Annotated in this window: 15 protein-coding genes; all 15 read right to left on the bottom strand. The window is 52.0% G+C overall.

What is annotated here, in order from left to right; translation table 11 throughout:
• Nucleotides 1-344 precede the first annotated feature (344 nt).
• Nucleotides 345-1,832, bottom strand: coding sequence for a DUF1501 domain-containing protein (locus P9L94_18520; GenBank protein ID MDP8246084.1), 1,488 nt, complete (start codon nucleotides 1,830-1,832; stop codon nucleotides 345-347).
• Nucleotides 1,833-1,846: 14 nt separating this feature from the next.
• Nucleotides 1,847-4,942, bottom strand: a complete 3,096-nt coding sequence (locus P9L94_18515; protein ID MDP8246083.1) for a PSD1 and planctomycete cytochrome C domain-containing protein — start codon at nucleotides 4,940-4,942, stop codon at nucleotides 1,847-1,849.
• 8 nt (nucleotides 4,943-4,950) lie between these two features.
• A complete protein-coding gene (locus P9L94_18510) occupies nucleotides 4,951-9,036 on the bottom strand; it encodes a c-type cytochrome domain-containing protein (GenBank protein MDP8246082.1) in 4,086 nt (1,361 codons plus the stop codon).
• Between the two features lie 20 nt (nucleotides 9,037-9,056).
• Nucleotides 9,057-11,504, bottom strand: coding sequence for a DUF1549 and DUF1553 domain-containing protein (locus P9L94_18505; protein ID MDP8246081.1), 2,448 nt, complete (start codon nucleotides 11,502-11,504; stop codon nucleotides 9,057-9,059).
• 45 nt (nucleotides 11,505-11,549) lie between these two features.
• Nucleotides 11,550-12,923 (bottom strand): DUF1501 domain-containing protein, encoded by a 1,374-nt coding sequence (locus tag P9L94_18500; GenBank protein MDP8246080.1) that lies wholly within the window; start codon nucleotides 12,921-12,923, stop codon nucleotides 11,550-11,552.
• 396 nt (nucleotides 12,924-13,319) lie between these two features.
• Nucleotides 13,320-14,147, bottom strand: coding sequence for a hypothetical protein (locus P9L94_18495; protein MDP8246079.1), 828 nt, complete (start codon nucleotides 14,145-14,147; stop codon nucleotides 13,320-13,322).
• Nucleotides 14,144-14,674 (bottom strand): RNA polymerase sigma factor, encoded by a 531-nt coding sequence (locus tag P9L94_18490; protein ID MDP8246078.1) that lies wholly within the window; start codon nucleotides 14,672-14,674, stop codon nucleotides 14,144-14,146. Before P9L94_18490 ends, P9L94_18495 begins: the two co-directional genes overlap by 4 nt.
• A 10-nt stretch (nucleotides 14,675-14,684) precedes the next feature.
• Nucleotides 14,685-15,239 (bottom strand): hypothetical protein, encoded by a 555-nt coding sequence (locus tag P9L94_18485; GenBank protein ID MDP8246077.1) that lies wholly within the window; start codon nucleotides 15,237-15,239, stop codon nucleotides 14,685-14,687.
• Nucleotides 15,240-15,534: 295 nt separating this feature from the next.
• Nucleotides 15,535-16,929, bottom strand: a complete 1,395-nt coding sequence (locus P9L94_18480; GenBank protein MDP8246076.1) for a glycoside hydrolase family 140 protein — start codon at nucleotides 16,927-16,929, stop codon at nucleotides 15,535-15,537.
• Nucleotides 16,926-18,344, bottom strand: coding sequence for a M48 family metallopeptidase (locus P9L94_18475; protein ID MDP8246075.1), 1,419 nt, complete (start codon nucleotides 18,342-18,344; stop codon nucleotides 16,926-16,928). Before P9L94_18475 ends, P9L94_18480 begins: the two co-directional genes overlap by 4 nt.
• Before the next feature lie 219 nt (nucleotides 18,345-18,563).
• Nucleotides 18,564-19,151: a LemA family protein gene (locus P9L94_18470; GenBank protein ID MDP8246074.1), complete on the bottom strand. Its 588-nt coding sequence runs from the start codon at nucleotides 19,149-19,151 to the stop codon at nucleotides 18,564-18,566.
• A gap of 1 nt (nucleotide 19,152) precedes the next feature.
• Complete coding sequence (locus P9L94_18465; protein ID MDP8246073.1) at nucleotides 19,153-19,560, bottom strand: zf-TFIIB domain-containing protein; 408 nt, start codon at nucleotides 19,558-19,560, stop codon at nucleotides 19,153-19,155.
• 400 nt (nucleotides 19,561-19,960) lie between these two features.
• On the bottom strand, nucleotides 19,961-21,454 hold the full coding sequence (locus P9L94_18460; protein MDP8246072.1) for an SDR family oxidoreductase: 1,494 nt from the start codon (nucleotides 21,452-21,454) through the stop codon (nucleotides 19,961-19,963).
• A 66-nt stretch (nucleotides 21,455-21,520) separates the two neighbouring features.
• Complete coding sequence (locus P9L94_18455; GenBank protein ID MDP8246071.1) at nucleotides 21,521-22,513, bottom strand: ThuA domain-containing protein; 993 nt, start codon at nucleotides 22,511-22,513, stop codon at nucleotides 21,521-21,523.
• 95 nt (nucleotides 22,514-22,608) lie between these two features.
• On the bottom strand, nucleotides 22,609-23,544 hold the full coding sequence (locus P9L94_18450) for a N(4)-(beta-N-acetylglucosaminyl)-L-asparaginase (protein ID MDP8246070.1): 936 nt from the start codon (nucleotides 23,542-23,544) through the stop codon (nucleotides 22,609-22,611).
• Nucleotides 23,545-23,752: the final 208 nt, after the last annotated feature.

The raw sequence follows: 23,752 nt of genomic DNA, 5'->3' as shown, positions 1-23,752 counted from the left end.
GTTTCTTGTTCCACGTATTGTAAAAGAAATAAAAGAAAGAAGGTGTAGGTGTGTTTCCTCGAGCGCCTGAAAGCGTGAATTGAAGCGAAGAGAATAATTATACCTAAAATCGAGCACTGACACTAATTGTTACTCGACATTCTCCAAGCGACGCAGGTGATTGTGTGGAGCGGCTTTCGTAGGAAGCGGCCAATAAGGCCGCCCGGAGACAAGCGGAACACAACACCGAGGAGTACAGAGAATGACTCAAGTCCCGGATGAGCTAAAAAAAGATACCAGCGTCTACCTTTAAAAAAGGGTGCAGCACGCTGCGCCCCTACAATTTCATCCGCAGATTTATTTTCTTACGCCAGCATTTGGTTTACGACTTTGCCCGCCACATCAGTCAAACGGAAATCGCGCCCTTGATACCGATAGGTCAGTTTTTCATGATCGAGACCGAAGAGGTGCAAGAGCGTCGCATGAAGGTCATTAATATGGATCGGGTCTTTGGTGATGTTCCAACCAATCTCATCAGTCTCGCCGATCACCTGCCCGCCTTGTATGCCGCCGCCCGCCATCCAAATTGAATAGGCGAAGGGATGATGGTCGCGCCCGGTGTTAGGCTCGCGCTGTCCGGCGCGGTTTTCGCCCAGCGGCGTACGACCAAACTCGGCGCCCCAAACCACCAGCGTTTCGTCTAAAAGACCGCGCTGTTTGAGGTCTTTGAGCAATGCCGCAATGGGTTGGTCAGCCATCGTACAATTAAACTCGAGTTCGTTATCGAGGTTGCTGTGATGGTCCCACGACGCATGATAGATATTCACATAACGGACGCCGCGTTCGACCAGACGACGCGATAATAAACAGTTGGAAGCAAACGCGCTAAAGGTGCCGCGTCCACCGCCGCGGTCGACTTTTTTTTCCATCCCGCCTTCGCTGCGTCCGACACCGTATTGGTCTAAGGTTTCCTGAGACTCGCCGCTGAGGTCGATGAGTTCCGGCGCGGCGGCCTGCATACGAAACGCCAGTTCATACGACGCGATGCGGCTTTCGATTTCAGGATCGCCAATGTGATCGTAGTGTTCCTGGTTTAAGTCGCGCAACGCCGCCATGGTGCGTTCTTGCAGCGTAGTCGAGACGCCGTCGGGGTTGTTCAAATTCAAGACCGCTTCGCCTTTATTACGAAACAATACGCCCTGATAGGTCGAGGGCAGAAACCCGCTGCTCCAATTTGAAGCGCCTCCGCTGGTTCCCCGCCCCGCTGTCAAGACGACGTATCCCGGCAGGTTGTCTGATTCGGAACCGAGGCCGTAGTTGATCCAAGAACCGATGCTGGGACGCCCGAAAAACGGCACACCAGTGTTCATCATTAATTGGCCGGGGTGATGGTTAAACGCTTCGGTATGCAGCGAACGCACCAGACAGATGTCATCCGCGCACGAACCGAGGTTCGGTAGCAGGTTGCTGAGTTCCATACCGCATTTTCCATACCGCGAAAATGTCTGGTTGCTGCCTTTCAACACCGCCGTCTCTTTTTGGATAAACGCAAAGCGCACGTTCTCCGTCATTGAGTCGGGCAGCGGTTGTCCGTCGAGTTCCTGCAACTTGGGTTTTGGATCAAAAAGGTCAATCTGGCTGGGCGCGCCCGCCATAAAGATGAAGATGCAGTTTTTGGCTTTGGGCGCGAAGTGGGGCGGCTTCGGCGCGAGGGGGTTGAGGAACTCGTCCGCATGGGCCAACAAGCCTTCATCGCGCATCAACGCCGCCAGCGCCAGAGCGCCTAATCCGTTGGCCCCGGTCGCCAGAAAATCACGGCGGCTTTTTTTGATATACTCATCGAATGGATTCATCGTACAGCCCCCGTTTATTGCCGCGTCATATACTCTTCCAGATTCATCAATACCCGTCCGACCGAAACCCACGCCGCCGCTTCGGCAGGCCGGACGCCGTTCAATTCCATATCGCCCAGCAACACGGCGGCGTCTTCAGGGCTTTGCAGCATCATCTGATAAGATTCGTTGAATAAGCGCCCGAGGCGATAGGCTTCCTGCTCATTCGGTTCACGCCCGATCGCGTTAAAGAACGCCATGCGAATTCGTTCTAAAGAGTCGCCCTTCATTTCTGTTGCGATCTGTTTTCCAAACGACGCCGCGCATTCCCAAAACACCGGGTCATTCAAAAGCGTGAGCGCTTGCAGCGGCGTGTTGGAGCGATTGCGGCGGATGCAAGTGACGTTTGAATCCGGGCAATCAAACGTCATCAACATGGGATACGGCACCGTACGTTGAAAGAAGATGTACAACCCGCGACGATAAATCTCATCGCCTTTGCTCTGCGTCCACTTGACAGAGTTTGCATACCCCAGCGCGGCAACATCCGCAGGCAGCGGCGGACGAATGCTGGGGCCGCCAACCGCACGATTGAGCAACCCGCTGGTTTGCAACGAAATGTCGCGAACCAATTCGGCGCTGAGACGATAGCGGTTTTGGCGTGCCAGCAAATGGTTTTTTGCATCTACATGTACGAGTTCATCACGAATGGCTGATTGTTGTTTGTAAGTTGAAGATGTCACAATTTCACGGATCAACGCCTTTCGGCTCCAACCGAGTTCAATGTAACGGTTCGCCAACCAGTCGAGCAATTGCGGATGGCTGGGCGGATCGCCGCGCGTTCCAAAATCTTCCGGCGTTGCAACGATCCCCTCGCCAAATAAATATTGCCAGACGCGGTTGGCTGCCACCCGCGCGGCCAGCGGGTTCTCATCACTGACCATCCATCGCGCCAGGTCGAGCCGGGTTGGTTGTTGTTTCGTTACCTGCAAAGCGGGCAATACCGCAGGCGTATGCGAGTTGACTTCATCGCCTTTACGCAAGAAGTCGCCGCGAATGTGAATATGAGACGCCCGCCCTTCTTCATGCGGAGCCATCGCCATCGCCATTGTGTTTGGTTTTTTCGGCGCATTCTTTTTGTGTTCATCAATGGATTTCTGTAACTGTTTCCGTACCGGATCAATCCCGCGATAGTAATCAACCAGCATCGCCTGTTGATCGGGCGTCCGTTCATTTGCGTCTGTCTGCCACGCCCAAAGCATGTCGGATGAAAACGGCCTTGTGCGCAACGGGCCATTGCTCGAACTCGCCAGGACGCGAAAACGCCCGAGAGCATGACGCGTTCCATAGTCTTGCTTGATGCGAACCGTTATCTGCCATCCGTTGGCGTGCGCAATCGGTTCAGCAATATTCAGCGCCAAACGACGGCTGATTTTCGTATTGCCGCCCGGCGACCAACCTGTTTTCTCATCACCGTCTACGGCATGTTGAGCGAGCCATTGTTCCTGTTCCGTATCTGCATTGACCTCAACGAACGAAAGAGTTTGTTCTTCTTGCCTGCTGTGAAGCGGCTTCGCGGACGCGGTCAATTCAGAGAGTACGAAATTCCCATTGTCGGCGCGCCCACTACCATTTTGCGGCAGTGACTCATGCGCAAGCGTTTCAAGTTCGATTGCGGTGACGGTCCGCAACGGCGTTTCAAACATCAAAACGTATTCATCGGTCTCAGTCGTTGCGCCGCCAATCAGAATTGAGCCGTCTGGCAACACATCATGGGCAGCGCCAGATCGCGTCTCGACACCAACGGCGTTTAGGGTCCGCCACTTTTCACCGGGCGGAGAAGTACGCGACATCCAGTCGTCAAAGCGGCGAGGAAACTCATTGCGGTCATAAGCATTCAGCGCGTCTTGCAAGCGGTCATGCACGACTTCAAACACCGCGTGGTCGCTCTCATACTTTTGCGTCTCTGCCGGTTTGGGCGCGGCGATATCTTTTTCATCAGCCTGATTAAAGAAAGCAAACAGACCGTAAAATTCTTTTTGTGTGAGTGGATCATACTTATGGTTGTGGCATTCGGCGCACGCCATGGTCAGCCCCAGCCAGACAGAACTGGTTGTACTAGCCCGGTCTTTGACCGCTTTGATGCGATATTCTTCAGGATCAACGCCGCCCTCTCGATTGGTCAATGTATTTCGATGGAACCCGGTGGCGATGATCTGATCTTGGGTCGGCTCGGGCAACAGGTCGCCCGCCAGTTGCTCAATGGTGAATTGATCGTAAGGCTTGTCTGCATTGATCGCATCAATCACCCAATCGCGATACACCCACGCGTAAGGTCGCGGCAGGTCTTTCTCGAAGCCGTCACTATCAGCGTAACGCGCCAGATCAAGCCAATGGCGCCCCCAGCGTTCGCCAAAATGCGGCGACGCCAACAAACGGTCAACAACACGCTCATAAGCGTCTGGACGTTCATCATTCACAAACGCTTTAATTTCCTCAGGCGAAGGCAGCAACCCCAACAAATCTAAATTCAAGCGGCGAACCAATGTTTCCCGGCTTGCGGGCTGCGATGGCGAAAATCCTTTATCCTCTAATTGGGCTAAGACGAAAGCATCAATTGGGCGACTGATCCATTTTGAATTTTTAACGGTTGGAATCTCGGGATATGTTCGCGGCTGGAACGCCCAATGGTTGGCGTCGCTCCGTTGTTGACTCATTGATGAACCGTCGTCCGGCCACTCTGCGCCCTGGTCGATCCAGGCGCGTAATAATGCGACCTGTTCTTCACTCAGCGGGTCGCCGCCAATCGGCATACGCGGACGGTCGCCAACGCCCGCGACCATTTGAACCAACGGGCTGTTCGCGCTATCGCCGGGAATAATCGCCCGTCCGGTCCCGCCGCCTGTTAACGCGTCGGCTTTGCGGTCGAGTCGAAATGAACCCTTCTGCATTTTCTCGCCGTGGCACACCACGCAACGCGATTCAAAAACAGGTTGAATATCTTGAACAAAATTGAAGGCGCCTTCTGCAGGTTCAGGCAATGAAGTCGGTGGATCACCCGCCAGCGCAGTCAAACTCAGTGCGCTCAAGATTCCAAACGGCGCCAATACGGATAGCAAAAGTTTCATCATTACCCCGCCTAGTTCAAATTGAATGCGGCTTGCTGCAACGGTGTTTCGATCTTGAGCACTGACGTATTCGAAGCGTTCCAATGGCGAAGCGGCGAACTAGTCTCAACGCTCGCGATTGAAAAAAACGGGCGCTCCATCGGCGCCACCCAGGGTTCCACATAAATCTCATACGTCCGCTCAGTTTCGTTCTCCGTTACTAAAATACCGTTCAGCCCCGTGTCCATGACGTAAACGCCAAAGGGCAGATTGCGAACGTCAATCGGTACCCGACCGCTGAAGCCGTTGCTGCGTTTTATTTTCACGGTGCATTTTACGCTTTCGCCGGGACGTACGCGAATAACTTCAGGCTGCTGGGTGATGGTCACATCGGCGGGGCGCACAACAGACAGTTGATTGATATGCGATTCGCGCACGACTTCTTCGCCGTCGATCGTACTACGCGCTTCGACGACAAAGTCATCATTCCATGCGGTCGTTTCGGCGCCGTCTATTGCCCAGAGCGTGATTGAACACGATTCCTCGCCAGGCAGAATGACGCTTGAAGTCGCCGAAAAACCGTCCGGCAGATTACGCACCCGCACTTCAATCGGCGCGTCAAAACCTTCGATACGGTCCGCGGTAATGCTCAGTGGATAGCGCCCGCCTTGATGAACATTCAGGCGTGAATTATCAACGTATATTTTATAATCCGGCTGCGGCGGGCGCACATGCAGACGATACGCAAACTCCGGCCCGCTTTGTTGCATCGCATCGCTGATGCGAACATAATAGGCGCCGTCTTTCGGTGGATCAAAAACCAGGTAAGAATCTTTTCGATACGTCGGCGCGCCACCGTCGTCATTGCGGGCATAAAGGCGAAACACTGGCATCCCGTTCGGCGAGAACGCCGTTCCCGGTGGATGAATCTCGACTTTGTATGCAGGAGCAAACACTGCATGGTGCGCGGGCGTGGTTCCAAACAAACCATAGCGCCAACCAAAACGCGCATTGCCCGCAAACAACACGTCTTCGTCAGGGTAATCGGGCAGTTTGACCACTTGCAAAACTTCGTCGCCCACCATCATATAATCATTGATCGTCAGGTCCGTCCATGAATCAAGCCGCATACCTCTCGAACGCGAATCGCGGTCAGACAAAGTCAAAAACGTCTCCGCGACGCAACGGACAGCGGCAATCTCAATCGGCTTGCCTTCAGCATCAAACACATCAATGATCGAATCGAGCGTAGAGCCAAGTTGCTGCGCCTCAACCGCAATCGCCAGGCGTTCGCCCTGTTTCGCCTCAAAGCGATACCAATCTTCATCCTGTTCGCGGCTGGGGTCATAAATACGCCCGTTCACGATGCAGGGCGTGTCAATGGAAATCGCCTTTTCACGCGAACGGTTTTCGCCTACTTCAATGACTTCTGGAAATTCGCTAAGCGCCAGATTGGGTTTAGAAAATGGAAACGGGTTCCAATTGCGAATGTCTTCATCCGTCTCGGGAACCTTCACTTCAACCGTTTTCTCACCCAGGTTATATCCTGCAAACGAGAACTGCGCCGTCGCGCCTTTTTGCGCGCCCAAGGGAAACACGGATTCAACCAACGGCTTTTCATTGACATGAAGCCGATAGAACCCGCCTTTCCGCAAATTGGCGTCTTGAACTCGAACGCCGTAGTCCCCGTCTCGCTCAAAGCGATAGCCGATTCGACCGCTGCCTGAAGCCAGCACATTTTCTTCTTCATCAACAATCTCAAGCGACGCAGCCAAACCGGAGCCAATCGCGCCCGCCATCACATCAAAAAGATACTCGTCCCCCACCTTTGCTTTGATGCGAAACGGGTCCACGTCGCCGACTTCGCCAATCGCCCCGGCGGCGATGCAGGGCGGCTCTAACCAAGGCGCCGAAGTTAGCGAATCACTCTCTTCATTTTCCTTCACTGGCGCTGAGCCTTCGACAGCAAAAGTAACCATGTTGGTCGTCGCCAGCGGCGTTTGCGCCCACATGTGGTGTACGCCCTCTCGCGCGTTTTCGCCAATCGCAATCTCCAAGGTCAAAACATAAGGCAGCCCGGTATCGACAATCTCCGCCGCCGTGGTAAATTCCGCCCGTTTAAAATCAGCCAATTCACCCACTTCAACATTGGTCACGCGAATGGAAATATCGTCATCGTCAGGGAGAACCAACGCATCGTCTAAATTCTTTCCATGCAACCTCACCGTATGCGACGCGCCGCGAATAAACGCCCGCGTTTCGATATAACTGAGCGCAGACAAATAGGTACCGTTGCCTTTCACAACGCGCACGCGAAACGGGTCGCCGTCTTGAACGTCTTGTGAATTTCCCGAATTGTCTTCGGTGATTTTTTTCTGTGAAATTTCGGCTTGAATGTCTTTCGGCGTTTCATCAAGCGAGACCAATCGTTCGCCGCTGTTAACGTCATACAATCGCAGCGTTCCGTCATAGCACCCCATCGCTAAGAGAGATTCATTTGAATCAGACGCCAGCGATAACACCCAATCGGGTTGCGGGCCCCAGACTTGCTGTTCTTGAAAATCGCTGCCTCTCCAGGCTTTGACCAGGCGGTCTTCGGCGGTCGAAAACAGCGTCTCTCCGCTATGAGAATAAAATAAATCCAACACGGCGCCATCATGCGAAAATTTAGATTCAACCAACTTGCCGCGAGTCTCTCCCAGTTCCCACACGCGAATAATTTTGTCGGCGCCGGCGGCGGCGAGATGAACGCCGTCGGGGTGAAACGCTACGGCGTATTGCGCGTTCAACGGTTCAGACAACGTGAAGATGCGCTTTCCGTATTGCGCGTCCCAGATTTTTATCGTTCGGTCTCCCGCCGCTGAGGCAATCCGAGAGCCGTCGGGGCTAAAAGCGATGGCGTATACGGCGTCAACATGGTCGAGCAGCGTTTTTGTTTCTTCGCCGCTTTTCGCGTCCCATAGTTTGATCGCGCGGTCATAACTGCATGTCGCCAGCGTGGCGCCGTCGGGTGAATACTCAATGTCATAGATGCAATCGTCATGCCCCTTCAGTTTGAGTTTTTGTTGATGGGTTTGCATGTCCCAGACGATCACTTCGCCGTCCAATGCGGGGCGTCCGCCAGCCGCTGCCAGCGATTGCCCATCCGGGCTAAAACGCAAAGCGCGCACTAAACTCGAATGGCCCGCCAGCGTGTGTATTAAATTGAGTTGTTTCGTTTCAGCGTCGAAGCGGTACAGTTCCACTCGATGCAGTTTCCCCACAGCCAAAATTGGTTCACTAGGATGAAACGCCACCGCGCCGATCTCGTCGTGCTCATAATTATGTATGGGAGCATCTAGCAGTTCATCGGCAACATCTTCACTCGTTGGTTCAACTTTGGGCGCAGACTTGCCCATTGCGGCGATCCAATCGCGTACCGCTTCGATATCGTCGTCAGATAGCGGCGCCATCGGCTTGGGCGGCATGGGTTTGGCGCCGTCGAGTTGGGCGATGCGCTGAAACAACACGCTGGCTTTCGGCTTGCCCGGTTCGATCACTTTGCCTTTGCGGCTGCCATTCGTAATTGATGAAAATGAAGTTAAATCCAATTTCGCTTTAGGATTTTCCGCGCCGTGGCATCCCAGGCAATTGCTCTGCAAGATAGGATGGATTCGTCCCGCAAAAACATCATCCAGAATTTCAGTATCCGGCTGCGTACTGTTTTTCTTCGCGTCATCTTTTGGTTGATCTTTTAAAGATGCAGGCGTCTCGTTTTCTTCTTCAACTTTTTCAGATACGCCAAGCGAGGCGATCCATTCGCGAATAATCGCGACATCGTCCGGCTCCAACGGCAGCAGCGGCTTGGGCGGCATCTTCGGTTCCGCCTTCCCCACAACCACTTGCAGCATCAGGCTTTCATCCGGCTTGCCGGGAGAAACGACTTTGTGCTTTGCGCCGCCTTTGAGAATGGTCTCAACGCTGAGCAATTGCAGCCCGGCGGCGGGATCATTCTTCGCATGGCATCCCACGCAATTCGCCATGAGTATAGGCTCAACGTCCTGCTCAAAATCAATCGAGAAACCAAGCGGCGCTGCGATCAACGCCAACAGAAACAATGCAATCAAATAGTTCTTCAACCTACAATCTCCCCCTGCCATCAATGGTTGAACAAAAACTCTTTGCCGCTCAATACAGCCCAGGCGGCGTCTTCTAACGCAAGGCGTTTTTCTTTGCGCTCCATGCCGTCCCAGTCGCCGCCGTTCATCACGGCTTCAATGACAGCCGCCTTCTCTGCGCGGGACGGCGTTCGACAAAGCGCCTGCAAATATAAATCAAAAATAAAATCATCCAGCGTTCCGCCGCCGTCTAAAAACTGGTCGATGAAGTTACCGTCCCGTTGCAATTTTTCATTGAGAGTATTGCCGTTGCTGATGTGCAGCGCCTGCGCCAACGTCGGCGTCGAATCGCGCTCGCATGAACAGGTCTGTTTGCGTTCGGGCCGCCCGAATGTCGCTAAAAATTGCGATGCGGCGTTGGCGTCGGGCAATTGCAGCGCCCGCCAGCCTTGCGGGTACCCGGCGAATTGGGTGTCCGCCCCGGTGACGGAGGAGTAAGCGTCAAGAATGATTTCCGCCGAAAGCCGCCGGGGGAAATAGCGCGAATAGTTCCGTAGGTCGCCGTCGTTGCCCCACTCTGGTTTTGACGAACGCTGGTACGCCGCAGAATCCATAATGGTTTGGACCAAATGCTTCACATCATACTCATGCGCTACAAAATCTTTTTCCAACGCGGTGAACAAGGCTTCATTGCTGGGTGGATTGGTCAAACGCAAGTCGTCTTCCGGCTCCACCAGGCCAGCGCCCATGAAGTGTTTCCACACCCGGTTGACAATCGCGCGGGCGAAGTACGGGTTCTCCGGCGAGGTCAGCCATTCCGCCAGATAGGCGCGGCGATTGTCGGCGTCTAACGAAATGGCTTCGCTGTCGAGCGGCTTGGGCGGCAACGGCTTGCCGTAGAGGGGATGAATCATGTCGCCCGACGATCCCGAGCGCACAAAGGTTTCTCCCGCCCGGTCGCCGTTTTTGAGACGCACCCGGGCCAGCAGATTGCCCATGCCGTAGTAATCGTTCTGCGTCCATTTTTCCATCGGGTGGTTGTGGCATCGCGCACAGGTGATCGACAAGCCCATAAACGCTTTCGAGGTCGTCTCAACCAGTTCAGTCGTTTCTTTATGAAGAACAAAATAATTCGCTGCGCCGTTGTCGAGCGTACTGCCCTGGGCGGTAATGATGCGCTCAACAAATTCGTTCCAGCCGATGTTTTGCTTGACGCTGTCACGGATAAAGCGGTAATAAGCCAGCGCCGCTTCTCGATTGTTCAAGCCGGAATTGTTGGTCGAAACCAGCAACAGGTCGCTCCATTTGTATGACCACAGATCGACGAATTCCTCGCGCTCGACCAGTTCGTTTACCAGCCGTTCGCGTTTATCGGGGTCGGCGTCCATCACAAATGCAACGATCTCGCGCTGCGTGGGCAAGACGCCGATGGCGTCTAAATAGGCGCGGCGCACGAACTCGGCGTCGCTGCACGGACCAGACGGCCCGATGCGCAACGCCTGCAATTGATCGAGGATTTTTTCGTCGATGAAATTGCGTCGTTCGGCTTGGGCGAACACTTCATCGCTCAATTCTTCTTCGTAGGGAACCTCAACGCTGGAGAACGCCACCATACCGTTATACCAAACTGTCAACGCCGCCGAGCCGCTGCGCTGGATGGTCGCCAACCCGGCGCCGTCAATTACCGCAACGCCGTCGTTGGTGGTTTCATACTTGCTCCAAGGGGTCGCGTCTTTTTGCGAGCCGTCGTCAAAACGGGCGATTACAATGAGTTGCTGTTGTTCGCCCGCGTTCATTCGCACCCGCTTAGGGAACACGTCGATTCCCGTCAGTTGTTTTTCATCTGCGGGCGGCGTCGGCGCTTTGTCGGCGATCCATTCTTTGATGATGCGGTATTCCGCTGATTCACGCCGCATCAGCCTGCCGCCGCCATGCGGGACGTCTCCAACCGGCTTTTGCAACAACAAACTGTTATCTGGTTCGGATATTAATATTCGCCGCCCCTTCGCCTGCCGCGTCAACACGTTGTGGTCGTGCGCCAGATCATAACCGCGCAGAGAAAGTTTAAACCCGTTCTTGCCTGCCGCCGCGCCGTGACACGCCCCGGCGTTGCAACCGATTTTGGTCATAGCGGGTTGCACGTCATGGGCGAAACTCCACACATGCGGCTCGTGAGTCCCCGTCACAACCACTGTCGCTGTTACAGTTTGACCACCAACCTCAACACGCACCACCGACTGCCCATCGCCGACGGGAACAATCACGCCGTCTTCGACGCGGGCGACATTTGGGTCTTCAACAACCAACTGCGCCTCCCGCGTCCAATCGGCGACGCTGCGCTCTGCGTCCATTTCGAGAACCAGCAATTGTTGGCGGTCATCGGCATGGCTTAGGTGAATTGTCTTTGGAAAAAGAGTGAGCGGCGCAGCAAAGCAGAATTGCGTCAATACAACGATAGCCGTCACGGCAAAACCGGTTCGATTTAACATCCTATTTTTTCCCATTACGTCAAAAATAACGAAGTAAATGCTGTATTAAGAAAACAATTCGTGTATTGGTTTTACGCCGAAATCCACCACCGGAAAAATCCGCCCGCCCGGCGCAGTCAATATATGCTCAAGATCAACGCCCAGGCTGTGATAGACGGTGGCCACCACTTCGGCGGGCGTGGTGGGACGGTCTATCGGCGCAGAGCCAATCGCATCGGTCGCCCCCACCGCTTGCCCGCCCTGAACGCCGCCGCCTGCGAACAAAATCGACCAGCATTGCGGCCAATGGTCGCGTCCGCCTGCGGGGTTGATCTTGGGCGTGCGGCCAAATTCCCCCATCGCGACCACCATGGTGTCGTCTAACATGCCGCGGTCGCTGAGGTCTTGCAGCAACGCGCTGTAGCCGTGGTCAAACATGGGGCCGACCAAGTCTTTGTAACATTCAATCGGGCTGAACGGCGCTGAGCCGTGGATATCCCAGGTGATTTCATTAAACACCGTCTCGAACATATTCACGGTCACAAAGCGAACGCCGCGTTCGATCAAACGCCGCGCCAACAGGCAGCCCTGCCCGAACTTGTTGCGCCCGTAGCGGTCGCGCATATTGTCGGATTCTTTGGTCAGATCAAACGCCTCGCGCGCTTCGGGCGATGAGACCATGCTGTAGGCGGTCTCGAAGGTGCTGTCGAGCAACTTGGCGTTTTCGGTTTTTTCTAAATGTGAAATTGACTGATCAACCGCCTGCCGCAGCGAACGGCGGCGCTCCAACCGTACGGCGGAGATATAATCCGGCGGCAATAAGTCAGGCACCTGAAAATGTTCATCCGCAGGGTTGGCGTTGACGATGAACGGATCGTACTCTTTCCCCAGAAACCCGGCGTTCTGCCCATGCGGCATGTTGCCGCCGGTGGGGCCGATGGGGCGCGGCACGATCACGTGCGCAGGCAGGTTGTTGCGCGTCCCTTTGAGGTAGCCATACACGCAGCCGGCGTGCGGTTGCTCCAATCCATTTTGAAACAGCCGCCCGGTTTGCATCATCTGATGGCCAGTGTCGTGTACGCCCGCCGCCTGATGGTACATCGAACGCACGATGGCGAATTTATCGGCGACCTTCGCGACCTTCGGGAAAATCTCGGACACTTGAAAGTCAGCGTTAGTGTTGATGGGTTTATACGGCCCGCGAATTTCGGCGGGCGCATCGGGCTTCATATCGAAAGTATCGAGTTGGCTGGGGCCGCCGACCAGAAAAAGGAAGATGCAGTTGCGGTCTTTCTTCGCGTCAACCGCGCCCGCTTCTTTGGCGGCGACGTATTGAGGCAAGCCCAGCCCCATCATTGACAGCGCCCCGGCGTGGATAAAATCGCGCCGCTTCATCCCGTCGCAAAATTCGACCGCCTTCTCCGCATCCACTCTCAACATGCGAGTTCTCCCCGGTTTGATCAGATGGTCTAAACCAAAATCAAAAAACGCAATTGGAACTGAGATGATGAGCGAAACGCCCGGCGAGGTGAGTTTGCGTGAATTCCTAACATTTCAAAAAAACAAAACAATAAAATTGACTCAATCAGTATAAATTAAATAGCAACCACAAACAATGCAAGGGCGTTTTAAAAGAATTGTTAAAACAAATTAGAATGCAAGGGATTTAGTCGACAGGACAGGATCAATAGGGTTTGATAAAATTGACTATTGACTTGATGGAGAGGTCGGTTATCCATTCTACAAAAAAGCACTATCTCCTTTTTAAAAAACACAAAAATAGTGCGACAATGAATGGTTCAACAGGTTTTGGTCAAAGCGCCTATTCCACTAGGATCAAATCATCTCCAGGTTATCTTCATAACTTTGCGCATCAAAAAACGTATCCGGTTGTTCTTGTTGATACGAAAAAAACGTGTTGTATGAAATTCCGTTTTCTAAATTGGCGAATTTCAGAAAAATGGGAAGCATGCTTTCTCTTAACGCCCAGATTCGTATCGCTTGATTGGTATCCTCGAGTTGTAAATCAAAAATACTGATGTCGTTCGATACGCCCTCCACCGGGTTGGGAACAGGACGCAAGTCTGAGAAGTTTCCAGTAAATGAATTTAATACGGTTTCAAGTGAAAAATGGTCGGCCGCATTGATGTGGTTAATAACGTCTTTAAGAAAATCATGCGGTTCAACAAGCGTTTTGGATTGAGTATCAAAGGTTTTTTCGATGCCTTGCTGGTTGGCAAAAACGATTTGGCTCCCACATTGCAAGCGAAATTTCCCTCCATTCCCCATCCAGAATTCAAATTGAATCGCCTGCGATGAATCGACTTTTCTTACATTAACGGTCGCATGAAAAAATGAAATTGATTTAAATTGCTGTGCGACGTCCGCCCAGCTTGGCGGCTGGTTTGCCAACATAGAAATCGTAACAAAGACGAAAACCAAGAAAGCGACGCCGGTTGACCAAGCCAAATTCCAACCATAAAACCCACGAAATCCTCTGCGCGGCGAAGAAGGTTGATAGCAGGGGTGCTCAGACAATTTCTCACGAAACGAACAGAACGCGCGTTCCATTCGTTCGTCTAGTTCTTCAGAAATATCGTCGTTCATGGATTGTTCCAGTAATCGTTTTATTTTCTTTTCGTTTACATCCAGCGGCTCGATCACGATGAAACCTCCGCCAGCGAAATATTTTGATCATTCAATACCTCTCGAAGTTTTGAGAGGCCTTTCGATACATGAGAACGCACGGTCTCTTCTTTACAATCCATCGCCTTGCTAATCTCGGTATACGATTCTTCTTCAAAGAGCCGCAAAAAAACCGCCTGCGCTTGTTTCAAAGGCAAGTCAAGAATGGCTTGGCGTATTAACTGCGTCAGTTCTTGTTTCATCACAGGAGGCGGAACAGATTCAAGCGCCTGCGCCGAATCAGCATATAACGACTGCTCTAACCGGTGCGCTTTTGATTTTTTTCTAAGCAAATCATAAGACGAGCTAACGCATATACTGAGAATATACCCCTGGGGATTCGGGTGGCAAACAATGCGTTCCCAATACATCCAAACGCGAAATAAAGCATCCTGGAAAGCATCCGCAGCATCATCCGGGTTTTGAACAATCCGAATGATGCTGCGTTTCATTCTGTCTTTAATCGGTTCGATTACGGCGTTGTAATCAACTGGCGCTGATTTCACATAACACCTGTTACTCAAGTTTGCCTTCGGCTTTGAAAGTCCCAAAAGGAAGACATTGCTTCAAGGCCGATTTCAACTCGGACGAAAGATAATCTTCATAAATTTCGGTCGCGATTTTATCATTCACTTGCAGGGCCTTGGCAATTGAACCGCCTTGCTCATATTGTGCGAAACTGATATCGCCAAAGAAAAAACGGTCCGAGAGGATGGTGCCATTTAATACCACCAGGGCCGAATCAGACGAATATTCATTTAACAAAAGAACGAGAATAATCTTTTGCGATTTAAGTCCGGGGATTTGATGTTCTTTTTTCTCACCATAGAAGAGATGCTTTATTTTTGCGTCACCTTCATCCGTGCTGGTTCCGCCTGTTACGGTACCATCTTCAGCGACTTTGATGTTGATGTCAAAATCAATGCTATTTGTACCATACTCTGCGATAAACGTCGTATCCCCCGAACCGTTCCAGGTAAGAGGTAATTGTACGTCCTGAGAAAATGACGCTGTTGGAATTGCTGCCAGGCATAAAGCAAAAACCGAAACTGTGACCACTTTTCTAAACATGTAACGCCTCCAAAATTGAGTAAAGATGTTTCTCTACTAAAGGTAACGCTTTTCCAGAGGCGATTGTGTAATTTTATTTTGATATGGCGCTCTTTTATTCAAAATGAAGCATAACAACAAGTTCATTGGATTGGAGATAAGCATACAATGCCAGGGCGTTTTAAAAGAAAACAGGGCAACGCACACATAAAAAAAGACGGGGATGTCTCTGTGAGCGCCTGTGCATAAGCGCATGAAAGCGCGCACTGAAGCGAAGAGAGACATACCCGCCCTTTTGGAAACCTTACCGTTGAACTTACAGCGGTTTATACCCTTTCGATGCGTCGTCTAACACCAACACCCAGTCGTTGCCGCGTTTGGGTTCTCCAGGCGGATCAAATTCATAAACGCCTTCATTCTTCACTTCAAACAGTTCGCCCGCTTTGCCATCTCGCGGATTAAACCACCAGGCGTTTGATTTGTCGCCGGAGATTTTGCCCATATTCAATTTGAAATTGGTCCCATAGGGGACATACACAAACGCATAATCCTTGCCGCGCGTTGCCTGCAAATGACGCCCGTCATCGAATTGCCCCTCAGCGATCAGCGACGGGTCAGGAACGCGATCAAAAAACGGGCGCGATTCCATGAGTTTGCGCAAGTGGATCATGTCAAAGACGCCGGGAAGGTCCAGCGAACCGTCCCAACTTCCCCGCGCAGATGAAATGGGCGTATGTCCCGGCGCCACCATCTGCCAAATGTCGTGGCAACCATACGTCGTCCCCAATCCACCCGCGAACACGCCCCAATACGCTGCTTGGCGCACATCGAAGTCATTGAACCAGCCGTTCTCCGGCTTCCAGTTGACCGGGTGGTTTTCATAACGCGGTTCGCCGTCGAGAGTTGGTTTAGTCGGCTTTCTATTGTAGTCAGCGTCAATCATCTTGTAGTTTGTATTATCGAACGAACCATGCCCGGATTGCAGCATATTAAAATCGAGCCAATTGTCGTCATGGAACCATTTCGAAGATGACATTCCACCCATTGGATGGCAAGTGATGAGATGCGCGCCGCGGTCGCCTTCGCCAATGCCTTTCGCCATCGCCCGCCAGATGGCTTCATAGCCTTCGGCGTCGCGGTCGCCGATTAGAATCCAGATGATGTTAGGCGCGTCTTTATAGCGTTCGCCCAAAAAGCGTCCATAGGCGCGGGCGTCTTCAGTATTATCATTGGTGAGAATGACCGGCCCCTGCCCCCAGGCTTTGGTCGCCTTATCGCCCCAGGTTGGCAGAAACCCGATATACAAGCCTTTTTCTTTCGCTGTGTTAACGATGAAATCGACGTGCTCAAAGTACTTCTCATTGGGTTTTGTCGGGTCGTTATCAATCAACGGTTTTTCACCGTAGGCGTTTGGCGTGTTGAGGCCGTCGAGTTCGGCCAGCCCGACCGCCTGAATGACGTTCATGCCTTTCTGGCGGCGGTTCTCTAAATACTGCTCCGCTTCTTCCCTGTTCAAACGATGAAACAGTTCCCAAGCCGTATCTCCCAGATAAAAAAACGGCGTACCATCTTGATGGACAAGAAAGCGCTGGTTTTCAGAAACATGCAGCGCCCCATGCGAAAAATCCACCGAAGGCCCCTGCCACTGCGCTTCTTGCGCGAATGTTGAAATACAAGCCAACCCCAAAATACATGTAATGAGCGATCTCATGCGTCTCCCCTTTTGCTGGTTTTTCTTCGTTGTGCGCCGCTCTCTATTTTAATCGAATCTCCACAGCCTTGGCAATTGATCGACTCGCCTGAAAACTTCGGGCTGAGCTGAACCGTCTTGCCGCATTGGCAGCGAAACGATTGCCAACCGCCGCCAGACCGCTGGTAGGTTTGCGATTGCTTCGCAGCGCCCGGCTTCGCTTTCGGGACCTCATGCGCGACGCCGCAACGTGGGCAGGCGACCTGGTCTTTTTTATACTCTTGGGGAATTTTCAATTGCATCCCGCAGACGCAGGCAATCGGCAGCAGGCCGTCTACGCGGGCGAATAAATCATTGATTTCACGAATCTGCTCCAACCCTTTTTTCTTTGAAGAAGGTTTGACGCTGCTTTCGCGGACGCCAACCTCTTCGGCTTCATGCAACGACCGTTCGCCAATGCAACCGCGTTTGGTTCCAAGCGACTCCTGGTAAGCCCGTTCATATTCGCGCAGCCCGGCGCCGGACATGGAACGCAAAATATCAATTCGTTTTTTCGTCGGGGGATGAGTGGAAAACAAGCCCACGGCGGATGAATGCGCTTGTAATGGATTGATGATGTACATCGGCGCGAGCGTACGATTGACTTGTTTGGCGGCAATCGTCCCCCCTGAAATCTTCTCTAGCGCAGAGGCCAGCCCGTTGGGATATCGGGTAAACAACGCGCCTGATGCGTCGGCTAGGTATTCCCGCTGCCGCGAACAGGCGAAGTAAAGCATCTGCGCCAGAATCGGCGCTAAAATCGCCAGAATCAGCGCAGCCAACATAACGATCAACTGGGCGCCGCCGTCGTTATTCGAACGCGACCTCCGCCGTCCCCCCATCATTGACCCATACCACAACGAACGCAGAAACACGTCGGAGATCATAACGATGCTGCCCATCATCACCGCCGCCATGGTCATGAATTTGATATCGAGATTTTTGATATGCCCGATCTCATGCGCGACCACGCCCTGCAGTTCATCGCGGCTGAGCTTCTTCATCAGCCCTGAGGTCACCGCAACAGCAGCTTTTTCTGGACGCCGTCCAACAGCGAAGGCATTCAGCGCGTCGGTGTTGATAATGTAAATTGCGGGCATTTTTTTCAAGCCGGACGCGATAGTCATTTCTTCGACGATGTTCCATAACTGCGGCGCTTCAAATTTTTCTTTGATACGCACCGCGCCGCTGACGCCGAGCAAAATGGAATCGCCTTGAAAAATCGCGATCAGATACAGAAAAAACCACAGCGCCAATGCGCCGACCGCGCCAAACGCTCCGCCCGCGCGTGGATCAACAAACAATCCAATCGTCGCGCCCAGCGCAACCAAAATAACGCCCATCATAATGATGAGCACTGTTGAACGGCGTTGATTGCTGCGTATCGCTTCCCACATAGGTTTAAAACCACTAATTTCGAGATAAATAATTTGAGGAGGGCGAGGCTCCCGCCGAGCCGCAAAAAATTGATATGCTTTTTTATACTTGGCTCACCAGGAGGTTCGCCCTCCCCTTGTATTTGATCAGTTTCTACATACCAGCGTTGGGGCGTCTCACTGAGCGCCTGTGAAACACGGAGACAAGCGTAACCCAACTCCGAGGCGTCTTTTCACAAACTAAAATTTCACTTGAGGCGCTTCGCGTTCCGCCTGGTCATCCAGTTCGAAGAACGGCTCTTCGCCAAAGTTGAACATCCCCGCGACAATATTCGTCGGGATGCTTTGAATCTGAGTGTTGTATTTCATCACCGAGTCATTATAAAATTGTCGCGCAAATCCCAACTTATTTTCGGTTGAGGTCAGTTCTTCTTGCAGCGCCAAAAAGTTCTGGTTCGCTTTGAGGTCAGGGTAATTTTCTACGAGCAGCATCATGCGCCCCAATGCGCCCGATAACATCGACTCCGCCTGCGCCTGTTCAGGGACGGAATTCGCATTCACCGCTTGCGAACGCGCCTGGACCACTTCCTCGAAAGTCGATTTCTCATGCCCGGCGTATCCCTTTACGGTCTCGACCAAATTGGGGATCAAATCATGTCGGCGCTTGAGTTGAACGTCGATCTGCGCCCAGGCGTTTTTCACCTCATTACGAAAACGGATCAATCCGTTATAGGCGCCAATAAACCACAGCGCCAAGCCGATAATCAATACAAGAAAGACCATGATAATCATGCCGAAAACTCCAATTAAACCACCGAGTGCAGTCATTCTATTTCCCTTTCGATTCAGGCTTAAATTCGTTGTGATAGAGGTCCGCGAAAAATCGGGCGACGCGTCCGAGTTCTTTTTCCTGGTCTGAAAACGATGCGATCACTTGCTCCATCTCGCCCCGGTCAAACCAAAGCCCATGTTGGTTGCAGCAGCGCTCTAACTCGACGCCGCCGAGCCGGACGCCGTCCATCTTCCAATTGCAACGTGGACAGCGCCGCTTGGATTTCCGGTCGCGTTTTGCCGAAAACGCCTGTTCACGCACCGCACCGCTTTCGGCGCCGTCCGGCTCGCAAAGCAGTTCCAATTCGCCCGCGTCCAACCACGTACCTTTGCAGGAAGGGCAGAAGTCAATTTCAACGCCTTCCAGTTCCAACACAATCATCGCTTCGCCGCAGTGAGGACACATAGTATATAGTACGCCTGAATGAGGATTTTATTTCAGTTGCATCTCAATTAATATCTATGAATACAATGAAAAGTATAGGGGATAGCCGCTTGCCCAAAGCGTGAATCAATGGTATTCGTACTAAAAAAAAGGTTCATCCCGTAATTGAGTACCTAGTTATTGATGGATAGCTATAATTGTGTTTAGAAAAACGTATTCCGTCATGTCAAAATTCACAAATAAAATGAGGCATGGATGCAACTCTGGAAGGGCCTGAAAGCCCGCACTGAAGCGAGCAGAGTTGTACCCATGCCGCATGCAGCGAAATCTCAATTGAATTTATAAAAAAAGTACCCCGTTTTCGGAAGAACCTTTTTTATGAATAAATTGTCGCAGTAGACAGTCAAGTATATGGGGATTGCTAAATGGAGTTTTGAGCGCGGCGGGCAATTTCACGCAACATCCCCGCAAACACAAATTCATGTAAGGGAAATAACGCATACCAGTATAGCAATCCAGGCAACCCGACCGGATCAAAAATGGCCGTTTGGCGAATGATGCTGCCCTGGCTGTCAGGCTCCACCTCAAATTGCAGCCAGGCGCGCCCCGGCAGTTTCATCTCCGCCGAGAGTCGAATTAAACGGTTCGGCTCGACCGCCTCGACGCGCCAGAAATCGAGGGCATCTCCGATTCGAACATGTTCGGGGTCGCGTCTACCGCGCCGTAATCCGGCGCCGCCAAAACAAAGGTCAATCCAACCACGGATTTTCCAAAGAAAATTACCATAATACCAGCCATTTTCACCTCCGATTCGTTCAATCGGTCGAAATGCACCTTCGGGTTTACAACGAATGAGCGCGGTTCTGGAATCGACAATTCGCGAACCAAAACGTACACCGCCCCAATCTTGTAGAGTCCCGATACTTGATAGCGCGTCAGACCATCTTGTCTCGGCAAATTGTTTATCTTCATTGATTAAAGCGGATGCAACCGCCGTTTGCATGTCAACCGGGCGAATAGAAAAATCTTCTTGAGCGGTCTCGTCTGTCACAATGGTAGGATTGCGGATACTGTCAATCAGTTTTCGGCCGATTCGCGCATAGATGGGTGTGACGAGCCCCAACCACAAACTGGAAAGATACGGCGTTAAGACGGGGACGGAAATCATCCAGCGCTTCAGGCCCCGTTGTCGGGCGTATTCTTTCATTAAATCGCCATAAGTAACAATGTCACTCCCGCCAATTTCATAGACTCTTGAATGAGTCGTTTCCACATCCAGAGACTGAACCAAGTATGACAAAATGTCATTCACCGCAATTGGCTGCGTCGGTACGGATACCCATCGTGGAGTGATCAAAACAGGTAAACGCTCAGTCAAAGCGCGCACCATCTCAAACGATAAACTTCCAGAACCAATCACAACCGATGCGCGCAATTCGATTGTTTTGACGCCTGATTCTCGAAAAATTCGACCGACTTCATGACGACTTTTTAAGTGAGCAGAAAGTTGATGGTTTGAATCTCCCAAACCTCCCAAATAAATAATACGCTCGAGGTCTGCTTTTTTCGCAGCGCTTGCAAACCTTTCAGCAGCAATGCGGTCTTCTCTTTCAAAGCGTTTTCTCGATCCCATTGAATGGACTAGATAATACGCCGCAGTAGCACCATCCATCGCCTTGACTAGCGAATCCTCATCTAACACATTGCCCTGAATGATTTCGATATTCGCAACATTGCGCGACTGCAACGCTTCGGGACGACGCGTCAAGCACCGGACCTGATATCCACGATCAACAAGTTTTGGTAATAACCGTCCGCCAACATAACCTGTAGCGCCTGTAAGTAAGATGGTTGAGTTTGTTTTCATAGCCATTAGGTTCAGTATACCTAAAATCGCTCTTACAAGTAAAAACAAAAAAACAGTGCGACCAGAGAATCGCACTGTTTGATGCTATTGAAATTTAAGAGAAAGCAAACACGATTACATTTCGTGGTCGCTGGGTTTGACGCCTTTGACATAGTTGCCGAAGCCGATGGGAGACGGATTATAATCGCCTACCAGTTCAACATCGGCGCGATCTGGAATCAGATTGTCCATCCCCAACCCCCAATAGACCGCGTTGACGACCAGCCGCCGGAAGCCTTCGCTCAAAAAGTCGCCGCCGTGTCCCATCGTCGTCGTAAACACGCGCGACGGAACACCCAAACTTCCGGTATACGTCTTGATCCACGCCACCGGGACCAGTTCTTTGTCTGTATTGGGCGCGTCGTCGTGGTTCATTCCAACCAACACCTGCCCCATCACGATGGGTTTGCTGTCGCCGGTCAATTGCTTGATGCCATACACATCTGACGGCCCCCAAATGTCTTCGCAGCCGCGCACGATGGGGTGTGACTCCATCCCCTTCGCAATCAATCCGCGGGTGCTTTCTTTTTTATGGGCGCCGTAGTGGTTGATCCAGGTTTCACCCAACACCTGACGGCCAAACCCGCCGTCCCATTCTTTGTTGTTCCAACTCCATTTTGTATAAGAACTGCCAGCGTCCGTGAAATTGAAGGCATGAGTCGAAGTACGCAAAGCAATGATGGGTTTTCCTGAATTGACGTAATCCTCGATAGGCTGCGCTTGCTCATCTGGCAGATTGCGGAAACGGGTAAAGAGGATCATCAGGTCAGCGTCCGCCAGTTTTTCTAACCCAGGAATATTGGTTTGAAAGTCAGGCTGAATGCTGTCGTCTTCGGAGTTAATCGCGAACAAGACATCGACGTCGAACCCATGCCGCTTCGCCAGAATTTTTCCGAACTGCGGCATCGACTCTTCGGAGCGGTATTCATCGTCGCCGGTCACGATGACGATGTGCTTGCCTTTGCCCAAGCCTTCGCCGCCTTTGTAACTCACCCAATCCGCCGCGAATGAATTTGAACAGATGAATATCATCGCGAAGATGCTTAGTAAAATTTTACGAAATTGCATGAATGTCCTCCAAAATAAAATAGGTTCACTCAAACTTGATCCATCTTACCAAATGAAAGAGTAAGAACCCAGCCTACCCATGCCGTAATTTCCCCTTATAGAATATTGCCTTGTTCCAACGTCGTCTTGCCTGCAATGGACAACGCATAACTAAAACTACCAATGGCCGCGTTGCCATACTCGCCGTCCTTACGCAGCGCGAGAAACGCTAATGAAAACGGCGGCTTACCTTCGTTGCGTTTGGCGACGCGCTTCATGATTTCTTCGCTGGCTTCTTTCGGCGTACGGCCTTGGCGCATCAGTTCCACAATCGCGAACGCGGCGCAGGTCTCAATCGCGCGTTCACCAACGCCGGTGCCAACCGCGCCTCCGACTTCCGGGTCGAGGTACAGCCCCGCGCCAATAATCGGCGAGTCGCCCACGCGGCCCGCCCACTTCATCGCGACGCCGCTAGTGGTGCATGAAACCGCCATGTCGCCGTTTTTGTCCATTGCCAACGTACCGATGGTGTCATGGCCCGGGTCCACTTTTTGTTTGGCTTTTTGGGCGATATACCATTCCAGGGCTTGCGGCGTCAGCAGGTTTTCTTCTTTGAATCCGTGTTTGAGCGCAAACGACTTGGCGCCGTCGCCGACTAAATAAATATGGCGGTTGGCTTCCATGACTTTCCGCGCAACCGAAATTGGATTGCGAATGTTTTCCATCGCCGCGACGGAACCCATTTGCCCGGACTTACCGTCAATGATGGCGGCGTCTAATTGCACAACGCCGTTTTCATTCGGGTAACCGCCGTAGCCCACACTGGTCGTTTCGGGATCATTTTCCGCCGTGATAGCTGACTGCTCAACGGCGTCAACCGCGTTACCGCCTTTATCCAATACCTCATTCGCCGCAGTAAGCGCTGTCACGCCAAATGGCCAGGTCGCCAGCATAATCGGTTTTTTATTGGACGCGCCTTGAGCCGTCATAGTGCTCTGCGCCGCGACAGCGCCCAGGGTTCCAGCAATAAAATGTCTACGATCAACGTGCATACCTTTTTGCCTTTCGTTAGAAACCTTTTTATATTCTTCAATGTATCGAAGTTCGTGCAAGATTCAATAGCGTATCAATAAAAACATGATCGGTTCATCCGGTAAGTGAGTACTTACATTGATGGATGGCTATAATTTTTATTCAGAAACAGGCTCTGGCATTTCACAAATTGACAAACCAATCAGGCATGGGTGGAACTCTGGGAGC

This window comes from Candidatus Hinthialibacter antarcticus (assembly GCA_030765645.1).
In the GTDB taxonomy this organism is placed as follows: domain Bacteria; phylum Hinthialibacterota; class Hinthialibacteria; order Hinthialibacterales; family Hinthialibacteraceae; genus Hinthialibacter; species Hinthialibacter antarcticus.
Note: the sequence above shows the minus strand (reverse complement) of the source record. Positions and strands in the feature narration are given on the sequence as shown.